We start from the raw sequence: 18,144 nt of genomic DNA, 5'->3' as shown, positions 1-18,144 counted from the left end.
GGTTGAGGCTCGTGACGTCGGTAATGTGAGAGGCGTCAAAATCAACGGCAAACTGCCTTACGAGTTGGCGGATTTAGTCCTCTGAAATCCTCGAGCCATAAGACTACGTGTTTTTTGGTGCCATACTTAGCTGTTAGCCTTTTGCTGGCCTCTCTGCTAGTCATGACCCATGTAATATTTAAAAACGTGTGCCTGATGCTATTCAGTATTTTTCGTCTTCACCAAAAATGCGATCAGATCTTGCCTGTCTGACGTCCCCATTTTTTTGTTAAGATTTTTGATATACCAACGCACAGTGTCTCTTTTAAGCCCAAGAGATTCCGCTATTTCGTTATTGCTGTGTCCGTTAACAAGCAAGAGCGCCAAACCACGCTCCCGGGCAGTCAATAGATCGGGTGTGGCCTTGCCTGTTTTTCTGTTTTGAGTCTCTGGATGATGCTCTTGCCCTAGAGCAGGGGGCATTGCTTCATCCTTTGGCTTTGATTGCTTTTTTCGACTACCTGACTCCACCCTTGCTTCAGATTTTAGTGTCGTGATGTCTGCCATCGTTAACGTGTCAGACAATTGCGCGCTATTTGATGGCAAATTTTCCGGTGCAGCATTGATTATTGTTGGAATAATGGCGCCTGCGGCAATAGTGGCTTTTGCGCTGTGCGCGACGGGTGTGGGAGATGTGGGCAGTCTGTACAACAACGCTGCTGTGCAGACTGCAGCCATCAGACTTAACAAAACAGGGGCACCGTCAATCGTAAGGTAAACGATTTTCCACCCTGCCAAATGACAGAAATTAACGGCTGAGAGGGCCATAAGCAGAAATAAACCAGAAAAAAGATACATAAGTGGCAATGGTAAACGCAATTGAAGCAGTGCCGTGGTGCACACAGCCAATGCCATTGCCTCCATAAATCCAATGACAGGCAAGAGCGTGATGGCTCGCTCAGACGCAGAAGGTAGGATGCCACCTGTCAAAAAAATCAAACAAATGGCAAGAGCGCCGTAGCGCAAAAAAAGCCCGCTTTTATGTGATGAATGATTTGCATAATATTTTTGGTGGCTTGCTATGAGAATTATAGCAGCAATCAATCCCAAAAGCTGCAATGCCGCGTCTTTTCCACTTGTATCAGCTGCTAGCAGAACACTTAAAAATCCAATACCGCCAAAAGCCAGACCCGGTGGGACAAGAATTGGGGCAAATATCGTTGCAGCCGTGATCGGGGTCAGCTCGGAAGCCTCGACAGATGGAGAAAGACCGGAGAAAGGCTTGCAGACGAAAAGAGCAAGAAGTAGCGCCACGGCAAGACAACCAACAAGAAAACATGCTGTAATATTAGGCGAAAAAATAGGTAAAAATGGTAGGATTGTGGCAAGCAAATAGCTGAAAATGGTAGAACAGGTGACTGCCAAAACAGCCGAAACGGGTGGCAGATATAATAGTTGTGTCATCCACCAGACTCCGGCGGCGGCAGCAAAAAAACCTGCCATTATGACGTAAGCTGTGAAAGAAAAGCGCGCTATGAAAAGAGGAAGCCCCAGAATAATAATGGGGCTTAAATGGGCCAATACAGCAATTTTGATCTGCGTTGGGCGAGAAGTATTGCCAGATAGCATATAAAAGGCACATGCCCAAAACAAACATCCCGTGCCTACAGCAAGCCCCAATGGTTCAGCCGCAATGGCCCAATCTGAAAGAGTGGGTTGTTGTAGAGCGCTCCTGAAGCTGGTTGACCATAGCCAGCCGAAAGACAAACAGAGTCCAAGCCCGATCCAAGTGAAGCGCATGTCTGCAAGAGCCTGCCTGACCGTCATTGTAAGTCTCATTTTCAAAATTTCGATGCCAAATTATTGGGCGAAAAGCATGTTAGCCAGCACTTTGGCCTGATTGATGTGCGCGCTTATACGTGCCTGTTCTTCAGGCCGGTTATGCATGGTTTCCTGTATACCCCAGACTGCCACGGGTAAACCTGCGGCACGTAAGGTTGACGCCATAGTTACACTGCTTGTTCCTGTGTGCTCGGGTTCTTTTCCAAGTTGATTACGTATGGCACGACCAAGCGCAACTATTACATCAGCCTGATCAGAAGTGGTTCGTGAAGGCGGTGTTGATTCAATTCGCTCAATGGAAATTTGTACTCCGTCAGATTGTTCTACTTTATCTGCGAGCTGGCGGATGGCTTTTTGTACCTCATCAAACGAATAATCTGGCAACACACGCGCATCAACGTAAAAAACAAATTTTGCCGGAATATGGTTTATGCCAGTACTGAAATCTTCTGTTCTGGTTGGAGTAAATGTTGTGTGGGGTGGTGTAAATAAAGAATTTTGCGCGGGAAATTTTTGTTGTAGTTCTTGAAGGCCATGTGCGAGCTCGGCGGCAGCGGCGAAAGCATTATTGGCTTTGCCGGGCGTGCCAGCATGGCCGCTTTTGCCTTCAACTGTGACCTTTAGCCAGATGTTGCCTTTTTCACCAAGGCTGATGAGGTTGCCCTCTTCCTTGCCGAAGTCCATCACAAGAATCTGATCATTTGAGGAAAACATGCCTGGCCTCTTAGCCATTACATGCCCAACGCCTGCCTGATAACCAGTAAGGGCTCCTGAGGTCAGTACAATACCTAATTGTTGCGGTGGCTGAATGTTTGATTGCAACAGGCTTTCAAGAAGCAACAGGCTGGCGGTGATGGCCTGATTGTTGTCCTCAACTCCCCGGCCATACATAACATCGCCATCAATCCTCAATGCAAAGGGGTTGCCATCCCATAAATGCAGCGGCCCTGGTGCAGACACATCCAGATGTGAAAGGAGCCATAAGGTTTTGCCATTGGTTGCATTTGCACTTGGATACCGCGCTACAATGTTTGGTCGTACTTTTGCCGGAACCCGTTCGTCCGGATAATCCAGCCGCTCATACGGAATGCCACGCGCATTAAGCCAGTTCTCTACCCATCTGGCTTTGCTTTCTTCGCCTTCACCACCGTATTCTGGGCCTACTGCCTGACGGGAAACGAGTTCTCTCTGGATATTGATAACCGTAGACTGCTGGTTTGATAAAAAGTTTAATACGGCCTGCAAATCACGCTGTTGAGGCATGCTTTTGGTTTTTATAAGCAACAGTGGTTCTGCATTGGAAATATTTAAAGAGAGAAGCAGGCAAACAATAACTAGTTTGGTAATTATGATGAAATTATATGACCGACGACGAGACATTATAATTTTCTCCGGAGCAATCGTTTTGTTCGCACCAGCTGTATCTTATATGATCAATATGAAGTTGAAGATACATTTAATAGTACTTTGTTATGCTTGTACCCAAACCTTACATCAAAGAAATTTGGTGCAAGCGAATTGTAAAGGATAGTAATATCTAATATTATCTAAAAATGAAAATCCTTAGTCGCTGTGCTGCGAAATAGCATGAATTAAGATGTCGCTGATTTTATATTCTAAGGGGGTAAGAAGTTTTTTTTAATAGTTAAATTGCTGAAATATAAAATAATATTATATGTGCTGGGGGGGTGGCGCACAATCCCCCCCTGCGCAAAATCACGGTGTTGATGATATCTAATTTAATGTAAAGGGCCATTTATCGCAACAGCAGAAGGGACATAATTCACAATGTTTCTAAGTGTATTTGGTGATATCGGCTTTAGTACGTTGATGCTGAAAACTGACCAGGAGGAAGCATGTTTTTTTCTTTATGCGTTGACCACACATCATCTTTTCGAATCAGATTCAATATTGCGTTGTTATTGCTCTTCCTGATTTGTTGTGCTCCTCAACAAACGGATGCCGCCGATCCCGGCAGCTTCAAAACTCAAGAGTACAATAATAGCACAGGGCTGGATTTCATTCGAGCTGCTGAAGCCTACGCACTGGGGTACACCGGGGCGGGTGTAACATTGGGTATTATTGATACTCCCGTACGCTTCGATCATCCAGAATTGGCTGGTAAGTTGACGGGGCAATATATAGGTATTGATACACGCACAGGGCAACCATACATACCGTTGTGGCAGGAAGACACACACGGAAGTCATGTGGGAGGCATTATGGCTGCCGCGCGCAATGGCATAGGCATGCACGGTGTGGCTTTTGACGCCACTTTAATGTCAGTAGGCTATTTGGGGTACGATGAAGGCGCAGACAATAAATCGCTCAATACTTATTTGCCAGAGCTACTAGGCTTTTTTGCGAACCATCCGGAATTACGCATAATCAATAATAGTTGGGGGGGGGATTTTTATCCGGCTCTTGACCCCGCCCACGATGTTCCGTCAGCTATCCGAGCAGACGTAAAAGATGATTTAGAATATGATGTGCTTACAAAATTGGCGGCAGATTATAATAAGGTAATTGTATTCGCGGCAGGGAACGAATCGAAGCTGGCTCCAGGCCTTGGAGGCGCATTGCCACGGTATATGCCAGAACTGAAAGCTTGGCTCAGTGTTATTTCTCTCGACATATCTAAAATATCAACTGCGCCTGATGGCACGCGCACCATCAGTTCAACTGGAGTTAGCCACTTCAGCAATTTGGCCTCCAAGGCTGGCTTGTGGAGTGTCTCAGCACCGGGCAGTGGTATATATTCTCTTGCTGCCGAAACAAACGGGTATAAATTCGAAAGTGGTACCAGCATGGCTGCTCCTTATGTGAGTGGTGCTTTAGGGCTGGTGCAACAGGCTTTCCCCTGGATGACGGGCAAGCAGCTGGCTGATGCCATACTGACCACTGCCGACAATACCTTTGTAGCACCAGAAGTTCTTATCAAGTATGATGACCCGGTTGCACCTGATGAGTTTTTTATCGTAGTTTTGGACAATCTTGGGGCTCCTCGCACCTTGAGCGAGGTTGAGCAATGGATAGACGAAGCCGATATCTCTGCCCCTGCGATGAAGCAATTGTTGAAAGATTTGGCGCAGTCAGGAAAATATACAGTTCAAGATCTCACACGCGAAGAAGCTTTTGGTCAGGGCTTACTGGACGTTGGCAAGGCTGTACGCGGCATTGCACGGTTAGACGCCAACCGTATGACAGCGGCTGATGTGGTGACATTGCCCGAATTGGGATCAAATACCTATGCTCTGGAAACATTCGATACTCAGGGGTATTCGGCAGAATTCAGTAACGATATCACACAGCGCCAATGGAATGATGACTATCATCATGCTGATTTTTTGAATGGGCCGGACGCGCTGGCCTTGAGGGGGGTTGACGTAGGCTTGCGCAAAGTTGGTGCAGGTTTGCTGGTGCTCAGTGGTACCAATGTTTACGAGGGAGCCACCGTAATAGAAGGCGGCGAGTTGGCCGTGAGCCACCGGGCAGACGGAACAGGCGGCGTGCTGGAAAATAGTGATGTGCTTGTGTACCAAAACGGCGTCTTGCGCGGTGATGGCGAAATAAAGCAAAAGGTTGTGAACGCAGGCACTGTGGCTCCAGGCTACCGTGGGCTGACGCTGACCGTGAACGATTATACGCAAAATGCCGATGGCACGTTGCGTATCGGCATTACTGCCGACAAGCGATATGCAGTACTTAGCGCAACGGACGCAACACTTGACGGGGCGTTGCGGTTTTCGCCTACAGCCGGATTTTATTCAAATGGTTATGCCCTTAACGTCGATAGCGTACTCGCAAGCAATCTTACTGGCGAATTCAGCAGCATAGGCATGGCTTCAGCTTCACCCACGCTAAGCTTCAGCGCCGCCCCAATCAATAGTACGGGTGAGGCTACATTGAGCCAGCAACGCATGCTCAACGCATATAGCCGTTATGCCACCAGCACAACGACTGCCAATGTTGGGCGTGCACTTTACCCTGTGTCTGAAAAAGCCACCGGGGATATGCAAAATCTTCTCACAGCCCTGGATTGGTCAGACGCATCGGGGCGCGATGTTGCTCCGGCTATGGAGCAGCTGAGCCCGAATAGTTATGACGCCGTGGCGCGGGCAGGTCTGGAAGCGCAACGCCAGCTTAACCTGTTATTGATGCAGCGCTTTATGGGTAACGGCTCATCACTTATCGCAGTAGATAGCAGCGGCATGTCCAGCGGCGACGCGGCGTCAGGCTGGCAGGCGTGGGCTCTACCTTTTGGAAACTACAACAATATGAATGCCAATGGCGGTTCCGCAGGTTTCACCTCATCTGGTGCAGGGCTGGTCCTTGGTGTTGATCGCCTGTGGGATAGTGGTCTTACTGCCGGGTTTGACGTGTCAATATCTGGCCGCCGTGCCTATATGCACTATGCTGGCGAAGCCAATGCCAAAACGCTGGCTGCTTCTGTTGGTGGTCATGCCCATTTCAAGCCTACCTGGTGGGACGGTGGCTATCTTATGGGCTTGGCGCGTATTGGCTTTGAAGATGTAGACATGAAGCGCACGGTCAATTTCAACGGATATTTGCGTAACCACAACAGCCGTTGGACTGGGCTTACCGCCGACTTTCTTGCTGGTGGCGGTAAGGACTGGACGTGGCAGACGGCTTGGGGTGGAGTTGAAGCTGGCCCCCTGACGTGGCTTGAATATAGCTTGAGCTCCCGTCCTGACGTGACAGAAGACGGAGCCGGAGCATCAGCCCTCAAGCTGGATGCAGCCACGTACGACAGCCTTTCATCTGTGCTGGGTGCGCATGCAAAGCTTGCCCGTAAACTGGAAAACGGCACAACCCTCTCATGGGATACTTTGGCGGGTTGGCGGCATGATTGGCTTGATGGCACAATTACCAGCAAGGCAGGCTTCAAGGGCTACAATGTTGGCTTTGAGAGCCAGTCAGATATTCCGGGGCGTGATGCCATGCTGGTTCAGACCAATTTGCGTGCAACGCACTCCAGCGGATTTTTTGCGCAGGTAGAACTTGGCGCAGAATTTTTTAGAGCGCACAGTTCATCCTGCATGGGCGGAATCAGCTTTGGTCTGGATTTCTAGAACAATGGAATTGTAATTGGGTCATGACTAGCAGAGAGGCCAGCAAAAGGCTAACAGCTAAGTATGGCACCAAAAAACACGTAGTCTTATGGCTCGAGGATTTCAGAGGACAAAATCCGCCAAATCGTAAGGCAGTTTGCCGTTGATTTTGACGCCTCTCAAATTACCGACGTCACGAGCCTCAACCGCAATACCATTAATCGGTATCTCGTTGCGTTCCGTAAGAGAAACGCCCAGTACTGTGAGGTGGGATCGCCTGTCAGCGGTGAGGTTGATGAAAGCTACTTTGGAGCACGCCGGGTTAGAGGCATCAGAGGCTGGGGGGCTCGTGGCAAAACTATCGTTTTAGGCCTACTTAAGCGCAATGGGCACGTCTATACGGAAATTGTGCCCTACTGTTCAAATTTGCAAACAAGCATTCCCACATTAACGCGAATGAAAGCTTTTGGGCCGTTGCAAAAACTCGGCTCGTGCGATTTAGAGGCTTGCACAAGCACACTTTTTATTTTCATTTTTCTGAAATAGTTTGTGTTCGCCAAATACCACCCCCCCCGATCATCACAGGATGATCGGGGGGGGTGGCGTAACGTCGTTAGCCAGGTTGTTCAGTGAAGTGACAGCCATCAAGGCAGACAAGAAAAGCAAAGCCACAGCCCATGCGTAAGAAGCTACCAAAAGTCTGATGAAAGCCTTGATTCCGCCAAGATCTTTGGCGATTTCCGGCAGCCTCCCGATGAGCAAAACCTCAGTTGTAACGAATATGAAGGCGGCCAGCGCCAGATAAAAAACAGGAACCCAAAGGCGCCTGCCTTCCGGGGTTTTAATTGAAGTCTTAATCTGAGCCTTGTCACGCGCAAAAGCAGTACCAGTATATTGAATACGCCTACTTCAAGGGTACACTAGAGGGGAAAGAGGATACGTTCATAAAACTGTCGGGTCTTTGGGATGAGATATTACAGAATTACCAAGATTCATGAGACTGCAAGTTGTTTGGCGCGAAATGTCGCCGTACTCATAACGGCATGGCTGAAGGTTGTTATTTGCCTACTGAACGCCATCAACTGCAACTCGCAACCTGGCAACAATTATGAATGAACCCCGCAAGGGGTAGCGTAGCTTCATAGCATACCCGCCCAACCTAACCATGCGAGGCAACTTGCACAAAATGGCCGGAGTGAGGAACGATGCTCAGCAGGGTTGTTCCTGAAAAATACCGACTTTTGTTACATCACTAGCTGAGTTCATAGTAGTGTACCCGCAACAAGGCGCTTATTTGACAATGAACAGCAATTACAGGATTGTTTTTAGCACAAGTATAATTTCATCTGAGCTGCGGTTAAAGCGACTATCCAACCGTAAACTGGTATAATTGGCATAGCCCCCAAGTAGTGATGCCGAGGGGCGATAACATTTCATTCGGCCGCAGTAGCTGTGTTTTCCGGCTTGGCATCACCACTGCCAGGGCAATTTTATCTGGAAGCGCATCGCGCAACTCTTCGCGGCAGTCGCAACTGCCTGTTGCTCCTGCAAGCCCATCAGGATAAAAAATTTCGAACAACGCGTAGCTTCATTATCTGTAACTTCGCTGACCTTGACGGGACTATTTAACATCCGGAGAAAATATGGATTACTCCAGCATTCTCGTTCCGGTGGATGGCTCGGAAGATGCAAAATTTGCCTGTCGCGTGGCAGCGCAGCTAGCGGGCGCGATACCCGGTAAAGAAACCATCCATTTGCTTCATTGTCACGAACCCATCCCTATTTTGATTGGAGGTGAGCAGCGCAAAACACTTATGCGCAGGCACGAAGAAGAAACCGCACAATTTTTTTCTGATGCTTCTAGCGCCTTTGCAACAAGCGACATCACCATACAGACATATCTCAAGTATGGTTCTATCGCTAAAACAATCATAAATACCGCGTCAGAGCTTGGTTGCTCGATGATTATTATGGGCACACGAGGCAGAAGTGAATTGACGAGTATGGTCATTGGAAGTGTGAGCCACGATGTTTTACGCCATGCTACAATGCCCGTACTTTTAGTTAACAAAAAATTTGTTGCCACTGACGATTAAGGCACTGCCAGCAAAGCATGCTTCATTTTATAAAAAGCAAAACGTTTGCCTTGCCCGCCTTGATGGCACTCATTTCACTGAACAACCTGACTAACAACGTTACGTAAAAACTCCCGACCATCTTCTGATGATCGGGGGTTTTTAAGATATCTGGTGGAGCCGAGGGAATTGAACTCTTGACCTCTTGAATGCCTTCAAGGGGTCGGGATTATTTTATTTCGTTCGGCAGTACGACAAGATGTTCTGAATTCCAAAAAAACATGATTCTACCAAGTAGTTGACATTAGTTCGCCAGCGAACTATCTCTTGTCCAGATGGTTCGTCGACGAACTAAAAATGAGGTTTCATGAACACTCCAAGTAACAGCGGCGCAATTATTGCCCTGGCAGCTTCAATTCGTGAACTGGCCAACACGTATATTCTAAACGCTCTATCCCGACACGGCGTAGGCGATCTTCTTCCTGCCCACGGCGCGGTGTTGCATGCGCTTTTTGAGGCTGGCCCCTTGAAAATGAACGAACTGGCAGAGCGCATTAAAAGAAAAAAGAATACGGTCACTGGCCTTATAAGCACGCTTGAAAGCCGGGGCTATTGCCGCCGCGAGCCTGACCCCCAGGACGCCCGTTCGCAGATAGTGCTGCTGACGGAAAAAGGGGAAGCCATCCGCAGGATTCAGGAAGAAATTTCTGCTGATCTGCTGCAAGTGGTATGGGGCGATGTGGGTGAGGCTGAAAAGGCCGCCTGCACGCAAACGCTGCACAAGGTTTTGCGTAACCTGCAGCAAAATGAACCAAACAATATTTGAAATATGAGGTTGCTATGAGCAATACAGTAAAAGAAATTTCAGGTTTTCTTGCCGAAGCTCCCATGTGCTTTCTCGCTACCGTCAGTGGCAGTCAGCCGCATGTGCGGGCGTTTCAGTACCAGTTTGAGCACAATGGCAAGCTGTGGTTCTGCACGGGAAAAAGCAAGGACGTTTTCAAGCAGATTCAGGCCAATCCCGCGGTAGAGATTTGCTCCATCAATAAAGACATGGCCTGGGTTCGCGTTACCGCAAAGGTTTCTCTTGAAGACAACCTTGCGATTAAAGAACGCATTCTGGCGGAGCAACCCCTGATCAAGGGCATTTACGGATCGGCGGATAATCCGGAATTCACGACGTTCTGCGTTGAGCACGGCGCGTATGTGATTGCGGACTTTTCCGGTAATCCTCCGAGCAATGGTTCTTTCTAGCCCCAAAACCATAGCACGCACAAACGCCACTGCTGCTGGGATTGCGTAATGGCAGGCGGGCTTCTAACGTAACCTCAATATGCTACGGGCAAGAAAGAGAGTATATTGGGGGTCAGGTTAGCGTTCTCGAGCAATGGATTTCTTGGTTACGCGCTACTGATCCGGCAAACTGCACTGGTAATCGTGGAAACCATAAATAGTATTGACGAGACTGAATTCTGCAAAGCCCCCGATCACCTTTTATGATCGGGGGCTTTAATTTTTTTGGTGGTGTGCTTGTCAGAACTCTACAATGAGAGGCAGCATCCCCTTCTTCCGGGCAGCGGATGCTATATCAGACTACGGAGTAATGATAGTAAATTGGAAGGCTCTTCGGAAATTGGCGAGAGCATCGTCTCCCGCCAGTAGAGGTATTTGCAGTCCAGCACTTGGCCCTTCTGGTTTATCATGATGTTAAAAAAATAGTCGTGTTTAATTGTGCGGTTAAATCTTTTTCCGTCACAACTCATGTCGCTTCCACCATCGGCATAATACCTGCCTGCAAAGGCATAGGTGCGTATGCCGTCAGCGTCTTCTTTGTTTACATCGTCAGCGTCTGGCAGCAGGTTCACATCTAGAACCGAGCTTCTGCCACAGGTTTCTGCATATTCATCCACAATAGACGATCCATAGTGACGCTCTTTCATTTTTTTGGGTAACCACATGGTAAACCCGGTTCCAGCATCAACATAATTTTCATCCCACCCATCATAGCCTTTGCCATACCTGCCGCCGCACCCAATCAGCATCACAAACAAGCCAAACAGCGCTATATTCTTGAACATCTGATTCTCCAAATATCAAAGGGACAAGCGATAAACAACCGCACTATTGAGCAGGATGTGCTTCGTCTTGAGACTCCTTGGCGCGCCGTTCAGCCAAATGGTCCGCTGTGCCCCTGACCCAAGAACACGAAAGGACATCCCCATTCAAGTCTGTGAAAATATTAAAAACAGTGCTTTTGTTCTTTCTTATAATTTCATCAGGTCTAAAAAAACCGCCAGATTTTGTGGTTTGCTCGACATACGAAATCGAATATGCCCATAGTTGATGCTTTTTCTTCGGCAAAGTCTTGTGTGTCATGTTAGGGTGATGTAACTCGCTGATGTTTTTTCCTTCATACAGTCTGTACATGCAACGCCGTTCTTCTTCCCGTGCCTGCAGAGGGCTTACCGTTTCTTCCGTGTCGAACACAGGAATCCAGTCTTTTTGGGGCTTCCCGCTGTCTGGATCAGTCATTGTTTCTCTGGCCAATTGTGGCACTGGATCGCCTGTCTTTTTTTGGTAATACCCAGTACAGCCAGCAAGCAACACAAAAACAAATACTAGCAGAATAGTACGCTTCATAAACTGCTCCAAGTAGTTTTGTAATGCTCATATTCCAGATAGGCAGATCGTACAAATGCAATAAATTGTCAATAATAAAAATACGTAATCAAATATTATACGAATTATTGCCAATAAACACGTTCTTTATGAAGTTTTGTAATAGTAAAGAAAAGTGAATTTCATCTACAACTGCAGTTTGTCATGCGATCAAGGCCAGTAGTAAAGAGCCGAGGTGGGTTTATATATTACTGATGGGCATTACAGGGCTGCGATACCCAACAAAGAGGATTGAGGTAGGCAGGGCCGCAACAAACAGAGAAACACCATCATTATTGAAGCGGTGTGTGTGGGGGGGCGAGGAGTGGCTAGGCATCAGGTGCGGCGGGATGTGGGTACCCCGTTTGTTTTTATTCCTATGCATCAATGTTTCAGGTGCTGTACCTTGACAGATCTTATACGAAATGGCTGACTGAAATATCTAGCAATACAAGGAGTTGGATATGCCATTTACGAAAAATTGCCGTGGGGAAAAAGCAAAGGTCGAGATTGTCAGGCAATACTTGTTGTCCTGCGTCGGGCACCTCAAACTTCTTCCGAAGCAAAGCAAACAAGGATGTTGTGGTGTGCTCACAGACCAGTACTATGCCTTTGAATATCAGAAAAAAAACAACCCAACCGATGCAGGGGTGTTCTATGTAGGAAGAAGTTGCGCTATCGATTTTAAAGAACTTCACGAACCGTCTATTGATCTTCCACGGCTATTTGACCCATTCAAACATGCAGTATCGAAAACCGAGGTTGCGTCACAAGGAGGTGCGGCGGGAGGGAGGATGCCGGGCGAAGGCATTGATCCACTCAATGCAGAAGTTCAAACGGCAATTTATTTGATTTTAACCATATGGAATGTTGCTCCAACTGGAGGATTCGCCAAGATACTAAAATTCATTGAGAATCAACCACTAACCAGAACACAGGATTGGGTAGTCAAGAAGGTAAATGGGATTGTTGGACAACACATGAATGATTTAACTCTGCGGCAAGCCCTTCACGCTGCCAGCAATGGGGCATTAATGCGCACTTTTAGTTTCCCTTTGATTGAGCAGGTGCTAAAGGAGCACGGGCTCCCTGTACATCTTTAACAGGTCGTTGGAAAAGCTACGCAAGCAAATCTTGGCCTTCTCACCCGTCACCAACTGATCCGTCCACTGCCGCCCGGCTTGTGCTCCGCGAAAAGCAGGCGTATAGAATACACTGGTACTACTTTTGCGCGTGATAAGGATCAGATTATGACTTCAATTAAAACCCCGGAAGGCAGACGCATCTGGGTTCCTGTTTTTTCTCTGGCGCTGGCCGCCTTCATATTCGTTACCACAGAGGTTCTGCCCATCGGGCTGCTGCCGGAAATTGCCAAGGACCTTGGCGAAACCGAAGCCTTCACCGGACTTTTGGTGGCGTTTTACGCCTGGGCCGTTGCTTTGCTTTCTTTGCCGCTCACCGCGCTTACGGCGCGTTTTGAGCGGCGCAAGCTGCTTATTGGTCTGTTTGGTGTGTTCATAGCCGGGCATGTGCTTTCCGCTCTGGCTCCCAACTTCGCAACCCTCATGCTCGCGCGTATTTGTGTAGCCAACGCGCACGCTGTTTTTTGGGCCATAGCAACCCCTATTGTGGTTCGTATTACGCCGCAGGCAATGAAGGCCAGGGGCATTGCCATCGTTATCGTGGGCAGTTCGCTTGCCACGGTGCTGGGGGTACCGCTCAGTACAGTTGTTGGCCAGCACTTTGGCTGGCGGGCGGCCTTTCTGCTTATTGGCGCTGTGGCCGCCTGCATCGCCCTTATACTCTGGCGTTTGCTTCCGCCGCTTGTGGCCAAGGATACAGGCTCGTTCAAAAGCGTTCCCGGCTTGTTTCGCAACAAGGAACTTGCGCTTCTTTACCTGCAAACAATGCTGGCGGTGACAGGCTACTTCCTTGCCTACACCTACCTTGCGCCCCTGCTGATCCAGATTGGCGGCTTTTCTGACAAAGCCGTGCCGCTGTTCTTGCTGCTCATGGGGCTTTCCGGCATTTGCGGCAGCCTGTTCGCCACAAAGCTGACGGCTATGAAAACAAAGCTGGTGTTCATTCTGCCGTCGTTTGTGATTTTTCTTTGCCTCGTGGCGCTCGATGTTTCCCTTGTGCATCTGGTGACCATTGTGCCCATTTGCATACTATGGGGTGGCAGCATGGCCGTGCTTGGGCTTCTGTTTCAGAGCAAGGTTCTTGAAATCGCGTCACATTCCGCAGATATTGCCACGTCCATCTATTCGGGTATTTTCAATGTGGGTATCGGCAGCGGGGCTTTCATCGGCAGCCTTGTGTTCAACCAGCTTGGGCTGCACATGACAGGCTATGCGGCAGCGGCCTTTTTTCTGGTCACAGTTCTTGTCAGCATCTATTCCGCGCGCAGTACCAGGGCGGTGGCGTAGAGCCGTCAGTTACGCTAGGCACTGCGCGAAGCTGGGCTGCCTCTAAATGTTCTTTAGTCCGGCTGGCGGCGGCAAAAGGCCCTGGGCAAAAAATCATTCCTTGAGAGACATCCCGTAGAGGAGGCAGCAGTGAACATCACTCTCCAGCGAGTATATGATCACACCAGCACCGATTCTGGCGGCATTCGCATTCTGGTTGACCGCATCTGGCCGAGGGGGATTTCCAAGGCGGCTGCCAGCTGGGATGTGTGGCTCAAGGAAGTTGCCCCTTCCAACGAACTGCGCAAATGGTTTGCTCACGACAGAGACAAGTGGGATGCCTTTCAGCAGCGCTATTTTGCAGAGCTTGCCGCGCCCGGGCCAGCCAGTAGCGCTGTGGATGATCTGAAAAAAATTATTGCGGATAACGGCACTGTGGTGTTTTTGTACGCCGCCAAAGATGAGCTCTGCAACAATGCGGTGGCCCTGAAAGAGTATATGGAGGCACTGCCCGGCAGGGGCGGAGAGTCTGCCAAGGGCTGAGCCCTTTCAATTGTTTTTGCTCGAATCATCTTCGGGCTGCCTGATTGAGCATCAGGAACTATGGACGTGGCTGTTTTATGCAGCTTCGCCCTGTTTTATGTGTGCCAGCATGAAGGCCGTGCACCGGGCGTGAATCTGTGCGCAGCAGCTATTGTTTTGGGCCGGAAAATGAAGAAGGGGGACACCCTTACGGATGTCCCCCTGTTGGCTCAACAGCGGCAGTATTGTCGCTCAACTCACAGGCGTCGAAAACGATGCCGCTTGGCCTTATTTCGCGGGAGCAGCAGCGGGCTGCACGAGCTTCAGGAACTTGTCGGTATTGATTTTGGCGTCCTTGAACTTCTGGATTTCGGCGGGCGAGAAACGCTTGATGCTTTCAAAGAAGCCAGCCACGTCGTTCTGCCACTTGTCTGCCTGAGATTCACCCTTGGAGTCGTCAAGCAGGGCCACGGTTTCAGCGTAGGTCCAGCGGGGGTGAATTTCTATGTCCTTCTTGGCTTCTTCGTCGGTCATGCGAATGCCGGCAAATTCATTCATGTACTGGCGGTATTCCTTGATGATGCGGGGGCTTGCGCCTTCTTCACGCAGCATGTCTGAAGTACGCATGTACACGCGCAGGAACTTGGCCACCAGTTCGGGGTTTTCGTCGCACCACTTTTTGTCGCCCACGATGGAGGAAACCGTGATGGCGTCCATATCGGTAGCGGAACCAGCGCGCACCCAGTCGCGGGAGTCGGCTATGAAGGTGAAGGGAGCCCACAGACACACGGCGTCGCCAATACCTTTTTCAAAGGCGGGCACGGCAGAGGGCTGTTCCATATTCACCAAAGTGACGTCCTGTTCGGTCAGGCCGAGGATCTTCAGCCATTTGCCGATCATGTAGTGCACTGTGGTCTGCGAGGTGTACAGGATCTTCATGCCCTTGACGGTCTCGGGGCTGCCGTACACGTTGGGGTAGTCGGGGTTGTAGCCCTTGACCTTGGCCGCGGGGCTGTCGGGGCGCAGGTAAAGCACGTGCACTTCACCTTCGCTGATGATGGGGGCCACGGCGTAAATTTTGTAGCGGATGCCGCCGATCAGCTGGCCGCCAACACCGGTGGAACCGAGCACCCATTCCCTGGCGGGAAGGGCTTCCATCTGCGCAGGGCCGCTGTTGAACAGCAGCATATTAATGTCCAGGCCTTCTTCCTTGTCCCAACCCATCTTTTTGGCGTACCAGATGTTGAAACCCGGGGATTCGTCCATCCAGCAGGTAGAAATTTTCACGGGCTTGTCAGCGGCCTGAGCAGCCCCAGCGCCGAGCAACATCGCAAAGCAGCAGAACACGGCAGCCAAAAGGCACTTCTTCATCGCAAACTCCTTGTTGTTCCAGGTTGTGTATGGGTACAGAACAGCATTCCGTTTTTCTAAGGAAACGTTGATTTATTCCGTTTGGCTGCGTTGCTTCACTTTTTTTGAAACAGCCGAGGACGGAAGAGTCCACTCCTGCTTCAAAAAAGATCGCGCCTTGCCAAACGAAATAACTGCGCGTTTCCGGGAGGCTCTTCAATCAGTGCTTCCCTAAAAAACGGGCCGAACCTCGTGCGGGGTCCGGCCCATAAGTGGATCAAAGGGTGAGTTTTTGCTCTTCGGTAATGCGTGCGCGCAGTTCCAGAAACGCCGGGTCCATCGTGTCGCGGGGACGCGCCAGCGGCACGTCGTAAGACGACCTGACGTGACCGGGCAGCTTGTCTTCCATAGTCACGATGCGGTCAGCAAGGAAAAGCGCTTCGTCAATGTTATTGGTAACAAAGATCATAGTACGCTTGTCCATCTGCCAGATGCGCTCGGTTTCCTGCTCCATAAAGAAGCGTGTCTGGGCGTCAAGCTGGCCAAAGGGTTCGTCCAGCAGCATGACCTGAGGGTTGAGCGAATAGGCGCGGGCAATGCCCACACGCTGCTTCATGCCCCCTGAAAGCTGGTGGGGGTAATAGTTTTCAAAGCCGTGCAGGCCCACCATGCCAAGATAGTGGTCAGAAACCTTGCGCACTTCGTCCTTTTCCATACCGCGAACTTCAAGGCCGATTTCCACGTTCTGACGCACGGTCTTCCAGGGAAAGAGCATGTAGCTCTGGAACACAAGGCCGATGTCAGGGGTGGGGCCGTCCAGCTTTTTGCCATTCATAGTGATGGTGCCGGAAGTAGGCGTTTCAAGCCCGGCAATGGTGCGCAGCAGGGTAGTCTTGCCACACTGGCCGGGGCCGAGAATGACCAGAAACTCCTGTTCGTGCACTTCAAGAGAAATATCCTTGAGCACAGGAACAAGCTGGGTGCGCTTCTGAACAAAAGTCTTGCACAACTTGTCGCAGACGATTTTGGGCGGCGTGTTTTTCATGTCTTTAACTCCGTGGATTCTAAAGATTCTCGATTTCACGCTGCCACGGGCAAAGCTTGTTCGTAATGAAAGTCATGCCCTGGGTGAAGATCAGCGACACCACAGTGATAATCAGCATGCCGCCGATGATCATGCCGGGGTCGGACAGTTTCATGCCCTGAATAATGATATAGCCCAGCCCGGAACGGGAGTTCACCAGTTCTGCCGCGACCACGCAGGTCCAGGCGCTGGACATTGCGATCTGAAGACCGGCCGTGATGGCGGGCAGCGCACCGGGAATGCACACAAGGCGAATTTCGTCCCAGCGTTTGCCGCCGATGATGCGCACCACGTCGAAAAGTTCGGGCTCAATAAGCTGCATGCAGCTGTAGGAGTTCAGCACCACAGGCACAAACGAGCCGATGACGATGATGAAGATCTTGGGCGATTCGCCGATGCCGAACCACAAAATGGCTACGGATATCCAGGCCAGGGGCGGCATGGGCTTGAACATGTCGAAAAGCGGCTTGACCACGGCCTTGAATGTCTGGTTGAAGGCCATGAACAGGCCCAGCGGAACACCCAGAAGCACGGCAAGAAAGAAGCCGATGATGACACGTTGGGTACTGATGAGCACATGCTCCATCAGTGTCAGGCCCGAAAGTTTTTGCGAGCTGAGGTCACGCAGGCTTTCCAGCACTTGAAAGGGCGTGGCCAGGGCGCTGGTGTGCCCGAATACGTTGGACGTGGCAGCCCATTGCCATATGCCGAAGAAGGCGACAATGGATATGACGTGCAGAAAGTATTCGCTCTTGAGCATGCGAATCAGCGAAAATTCACGCTTGGTAGTGGCCTGAATGGTTTCGTTGCAGACGCTCTGGGTGTCCGTTGAAGAATCGTTTGTGGCCTTCACAGTGGTAGGCGCAGATGAATCTTGCATGCCTATCTCCTGATACCGGCCAGCAGCCGGGATTCAATTTTGTCAATGATAAAGCCGATGATAGCCCCGGCAATGCCTACGCTTACCATGCCCACAACAACCAGGTCGGTACGGCCAAGCATGCGGCCAATGGTGATGAGGTAGCCAAGACCCTGGTCAGAAGCCAGCAGTTCGGCGGCCACAAGGGTCACCCAGCAATAGGCCAGCGCGATTTGCAGTGCGCCGAACACCATAGGCAGGGCAGAGGGCACGCAGATGGTGGTAAAGATCTGCC

At 50.0% G+C, this 18,144-nt stretch carries 15 protein-coding genes and 1 pseudogene; 8 read left to right on the top strand and 8 right to left on the bottom strand.

Translation table 11 applies throughout. The annotated features are described in order from the left end of the window. Positions 1 to 198: 198 nt before the first annotated feature. Entirely contained in the window at positions 199 to 1,806 is a 1,608-nt protein-coding gene (locus QM579_RS05065; RefSeq protein ID WP_414998095.1) for a helix-turn-helix domain-containing protein, read from the bottom strand. A 33-nt stretch (positions 1,807 to 1,839) separates the two neighbouring features. Further along, entirely contained in the window at positions 1,840 to 3,201 is a 1,362-nt protein-coding gene (locus QM579_RS05060; RefSeq protein WP_414998094.1) for a M20 family metallo-hydrolase, read from the bottom strand. Positions 3,202 to 3,677: 476 nt separating this feature from the next. Here QM579_RS05060 and QM579_RS05055 point away from each other — a divergent pair, with 476 nt between their 5' ends. The 5 genes and pseudogenes from QM579_RS05055 to QM579_RS05035 all read left to right on the top strand — a co-directional run bounded on the left by QM579_RS05055 (position 3,678) and on the right by QM579_RS05035 (position 10,222). Continuing rightward, positions 3,678 to 6,914: a S8 family serine peptidase gene (locus QM579_RS05055; RefSeq protein ID WP_414998093.1), complete on the top strand. Its 3,237-nt coding sequence runs from the start codon at positions 3,678 to 3,680 to the stop codon at positions 6,912 to 6,914. Between the two features lie 99 nt (positions 6,915 to 7,013). Then, positions 7,014 to 7,483, top strand: a pseudogene (locus QM579_RS05050) (hypothetical protein). 1,053 nt (positions 7,484 to 8,536) lie between these two features. Then, positions 8,537 to 8,989, top strand: coding sequence for a universal stress protein (locus QM579_RS05045; RefSeq protein ID WP_414998092.1), 453 nt, complete (start codon positions 8,537 to 8,539; stop codon positions 8,987 to 8,989). 346 nt (positions 8,990 to 9,335) lie between these two features. Further along, positions 9,336 to 9,794: a MarR family winged helix-turn-helix transcriptional regulator gene (locus tag QM579_RS05040; RefSeq protein ID WP_414998091.1), complete on the top strand. Its 459-nt coding sequence runs from the start codon at positions 9,336 to 9,338 to the stop codon at positions 9,792 to 9,794. 14 nt (positions 9,795 to 9,808) lie between these two features. Next, the gene (locus QM579_RS05035; RefSeq protein ID WP_414998090.1) at positions 9,809 to 10,222 is read left to right on the top strand and encodes a pyridoxamine 5'-phosphate oxidase family protein; all 414 of its coding nucleotides are present in this window, start codon (positions 9,809 to 9,811) and stop codon (positions 10,220 to 10,222) included. 329 nt (positions 10,223 to 10,551) lie between these two features. On the opposite strand, the gene QM579_RS05030 is transcribed toward QM579_RS05035, so the two are convergent. Next, positions 10,552 to 11,046: a hypothetical protein gene (locus tag QM579_RS05030; protein ID WP_414998089.1), complete on the bottom strand. Its 495-nt coding sequence runs from the start codon at positions 11,044 to 11,046 to the stop codon at positions 10,552 to 10,554. Positions 11,047 to 11,089: 43 nt separating this feature from the next. Then, on the bottom strand, positions 11,090 to 11,608 hold the full coding sequence (locus QM579_RS05025; protein WP_414998088.1) for a hypothetical protein: 519 nt from the start codon (positions 11,606 to 11,608) through the stop codon (positions 11,090 to 11,092). Between the two features lie 482 nt (positions 11,609 to 12,090). Between QM579_RS05025 and QM579_RS05020 the strand changes: the two genes are divergently transcribed. The 3 genes from QM579_RS05020 to QM579_RS05010 all read left to right on the top strand — a co-directional run bounded on the left by QM579_RS05020 (position 12,091) and on the right by QM579_RS05010 (position 14,577). Beyond that, positions 12,091 to 12,729 carry a hypothetical protein gene (locus QM579_RS05020; RefSeq protein ID WP_414998087.1) on the top strand — a complete coding sequence of 213 codons (639 nt, stop codon included), beginning with the start codon at positions 12,091 to 12,093 and terminating at the stop codon, positions 12,727 to 12,729. A gap of 147 nt (positions 12,730 to 12,876) precedes the next feature. Then, positions 12,877 to 14,055 (top strand): sugar transporter, encoded by a 1,179-nt coding sequence (locus QM579_RS05015; RefSeq protein WP_414998086.1) that lies wholly within the window; start codon positions 12,877 to 12,879, stop codon positions 14,053 to 14,055. 129 nt (positions 14,056 to 14,184) lie between these two features. Next, positions 14,185 to 14,577 (top strand): DUF488 domain-containing protein, encoded by a 393-nt coding sequence (locus tag QM579_RS05010; protein ID WP_414998085.1) that lies wholly within the window; start codon positions 14,185 to 14,187, stop codon positions 14,575 to 14,577. Between the two features lie 267 nt (positions 14,578 to 14,844). Here QM579_RS05010 and QM579_RS05005 read toward each other — a convergent pair whose 3' ends face one another. The 4 genes from QM579_RS05005 to QM579_RS04990 form a co-directional block, all read right to left on the bottom strand. Continuing rightward, on the bottom strand, positions 14,845 to 15,927 hold the full coding sequence (locus QM579_RS05005) for an ABC transporter substrate-binding protein (protein ID WP_414998084.1): 1,083 nt from the start codon (positions 15,925 to 15,927) through the stop codon (positions 14,845 to 14,847). A gap of 256 nt (positions 15,928 to 16,183) precedes the next feature. Further along, on the bottom strand, positions 16,184 to 16,951 hold the full coding sequence (locus QM579_RS05000; RefSeq protein ID WP_414998083.1) for an ABC transporter ATP-binding protein: 768 nt from the start codon (positions 16,949 to 16,951) through the stop codon (positions 16,184 to 16,186). 19 nt (positions 16,952 to 16,970) lie between these two features. After that, positions 16,971 to 17,870, bottom strand: a complete 900-nt coding sequence (locus QM579_RS04995) for an ABC transporter permease (protein WP_414998082.1) — start codon at positions 17,868 to 17,870, stop codon at positions 16,971 to 16,973. A 2-nt stretch (positions 17,871 to 17,872) separates the two neighbouring features. Further along, positions 17,873 to 18,144, bottom strand: a 272-nt coding sequence (locus tag QM579_RS04990; RefSeq protein WP_414998081.1) for an ABC transporter permease subunit, incomplete at its 5' end; no start/stop codon positions are given.

Source organism: Desulfovibrio sp., from assembly GCF_047607245.1.
Taxonomy (GTDB): Bacteria; Desulfobacterota; Desulfovibrionia; order Desulfovibrionales; family Desulfovibrionaceae; genus Desulfovibrio.
The sequence above is the reverse complement of the archived record's forward strand: the minus strand, read 5'-3'. Positions and strand labels throughout refer to the sequence as shown.

Coding starts and splice junctions, on each gene's coding strand:
- QM579_RS05045 (WP_414998092.1), top strand. CDS start 8,537: ATGGATTACTCCAGCATTCTCGTTCCGGTGGATGGCTCGGAAGATGCA.
- QM579_RS05020 (WP_414998087.1), top strand. CDS start 12,091: ATGCCATTTACGAAAAATTGCCGTGGGGAAAAAGCAAAGGTCGAGATT.
- QM579_RS05000 (WP_414998083.1), bottom strand. CDS start 16,951: ATGAAAAACACGCCGCCCAAAATCGTCTGCGACAAGTTGTGCAAGACT.
- QM579_RS05060 (WP_414998094.1), bottom strand. CDS start 3,201: ATGTCTCGTCGTCGGTCATATAATTTCATCATAATTACCAAACTAGTT.
- QM579_RS05055 (WP_414998093.1), top strand. CDS start 3,678: ATGTTTTTTTCTTTATGCGTTGACCACACATCATCTTTTCGAATCAGA.
- QM579_RS05035 (WP_414998090.1), top strand. CDS start 9,809: ATGAGCAATACAGTAAAAGAAATTTCAGGTTTTCTTGCCGAAGCTCCC.
- QM579_RS05065 (WP_414998095.1), bottom strand. CDS start 1,806: ATGACGGTCAGGCAGGCTCTTGCAGACATGCGCTTCACTTGGATCGGG.
- QM579_RS05040 (WP_414998091.1), top strand. CDS start 9,336: ATGAACACTCCAAGTAACAGCGGCGCAATTATTGCCCTGGCAGCTTCA.
- QM579_RS05005 (WP_414998084.1), bottom strand. CDS start 15,927: ATGAAGAAGTGCCTTTTGGCTGCCGTGTTCTGCTGCTTTGCGATGTTG.
- QM579_RS05030 (WP_414998089.1), bottom strand. CDS start 11,046: ATGTTCAAGAATATAGCGCTGTTTGGCTTGTTTGTGATGCTGATTGGG.
- QM579_RS05025 (WP_414998088.1), bottom strand. CDS start 11,608: ATGAAGCGTACTATTCTGCTAGTATTTGTTTTTGTGTTGCTTGCTGGC.
- QM579_RS04995 (WP_414998082.1), bottom strand. CDS start 17,870: ATGCAAGATTCATCTGCGCCTACCACTGTGAAGGCCACAAACGATTCT.
- QM579_RS05015 (WP_414998086.1), top strand. CDS start 12,877: ATGACTTCAATTAAAACCCCGGAAGGCAGACGCATCTGGGTTCCTGTT.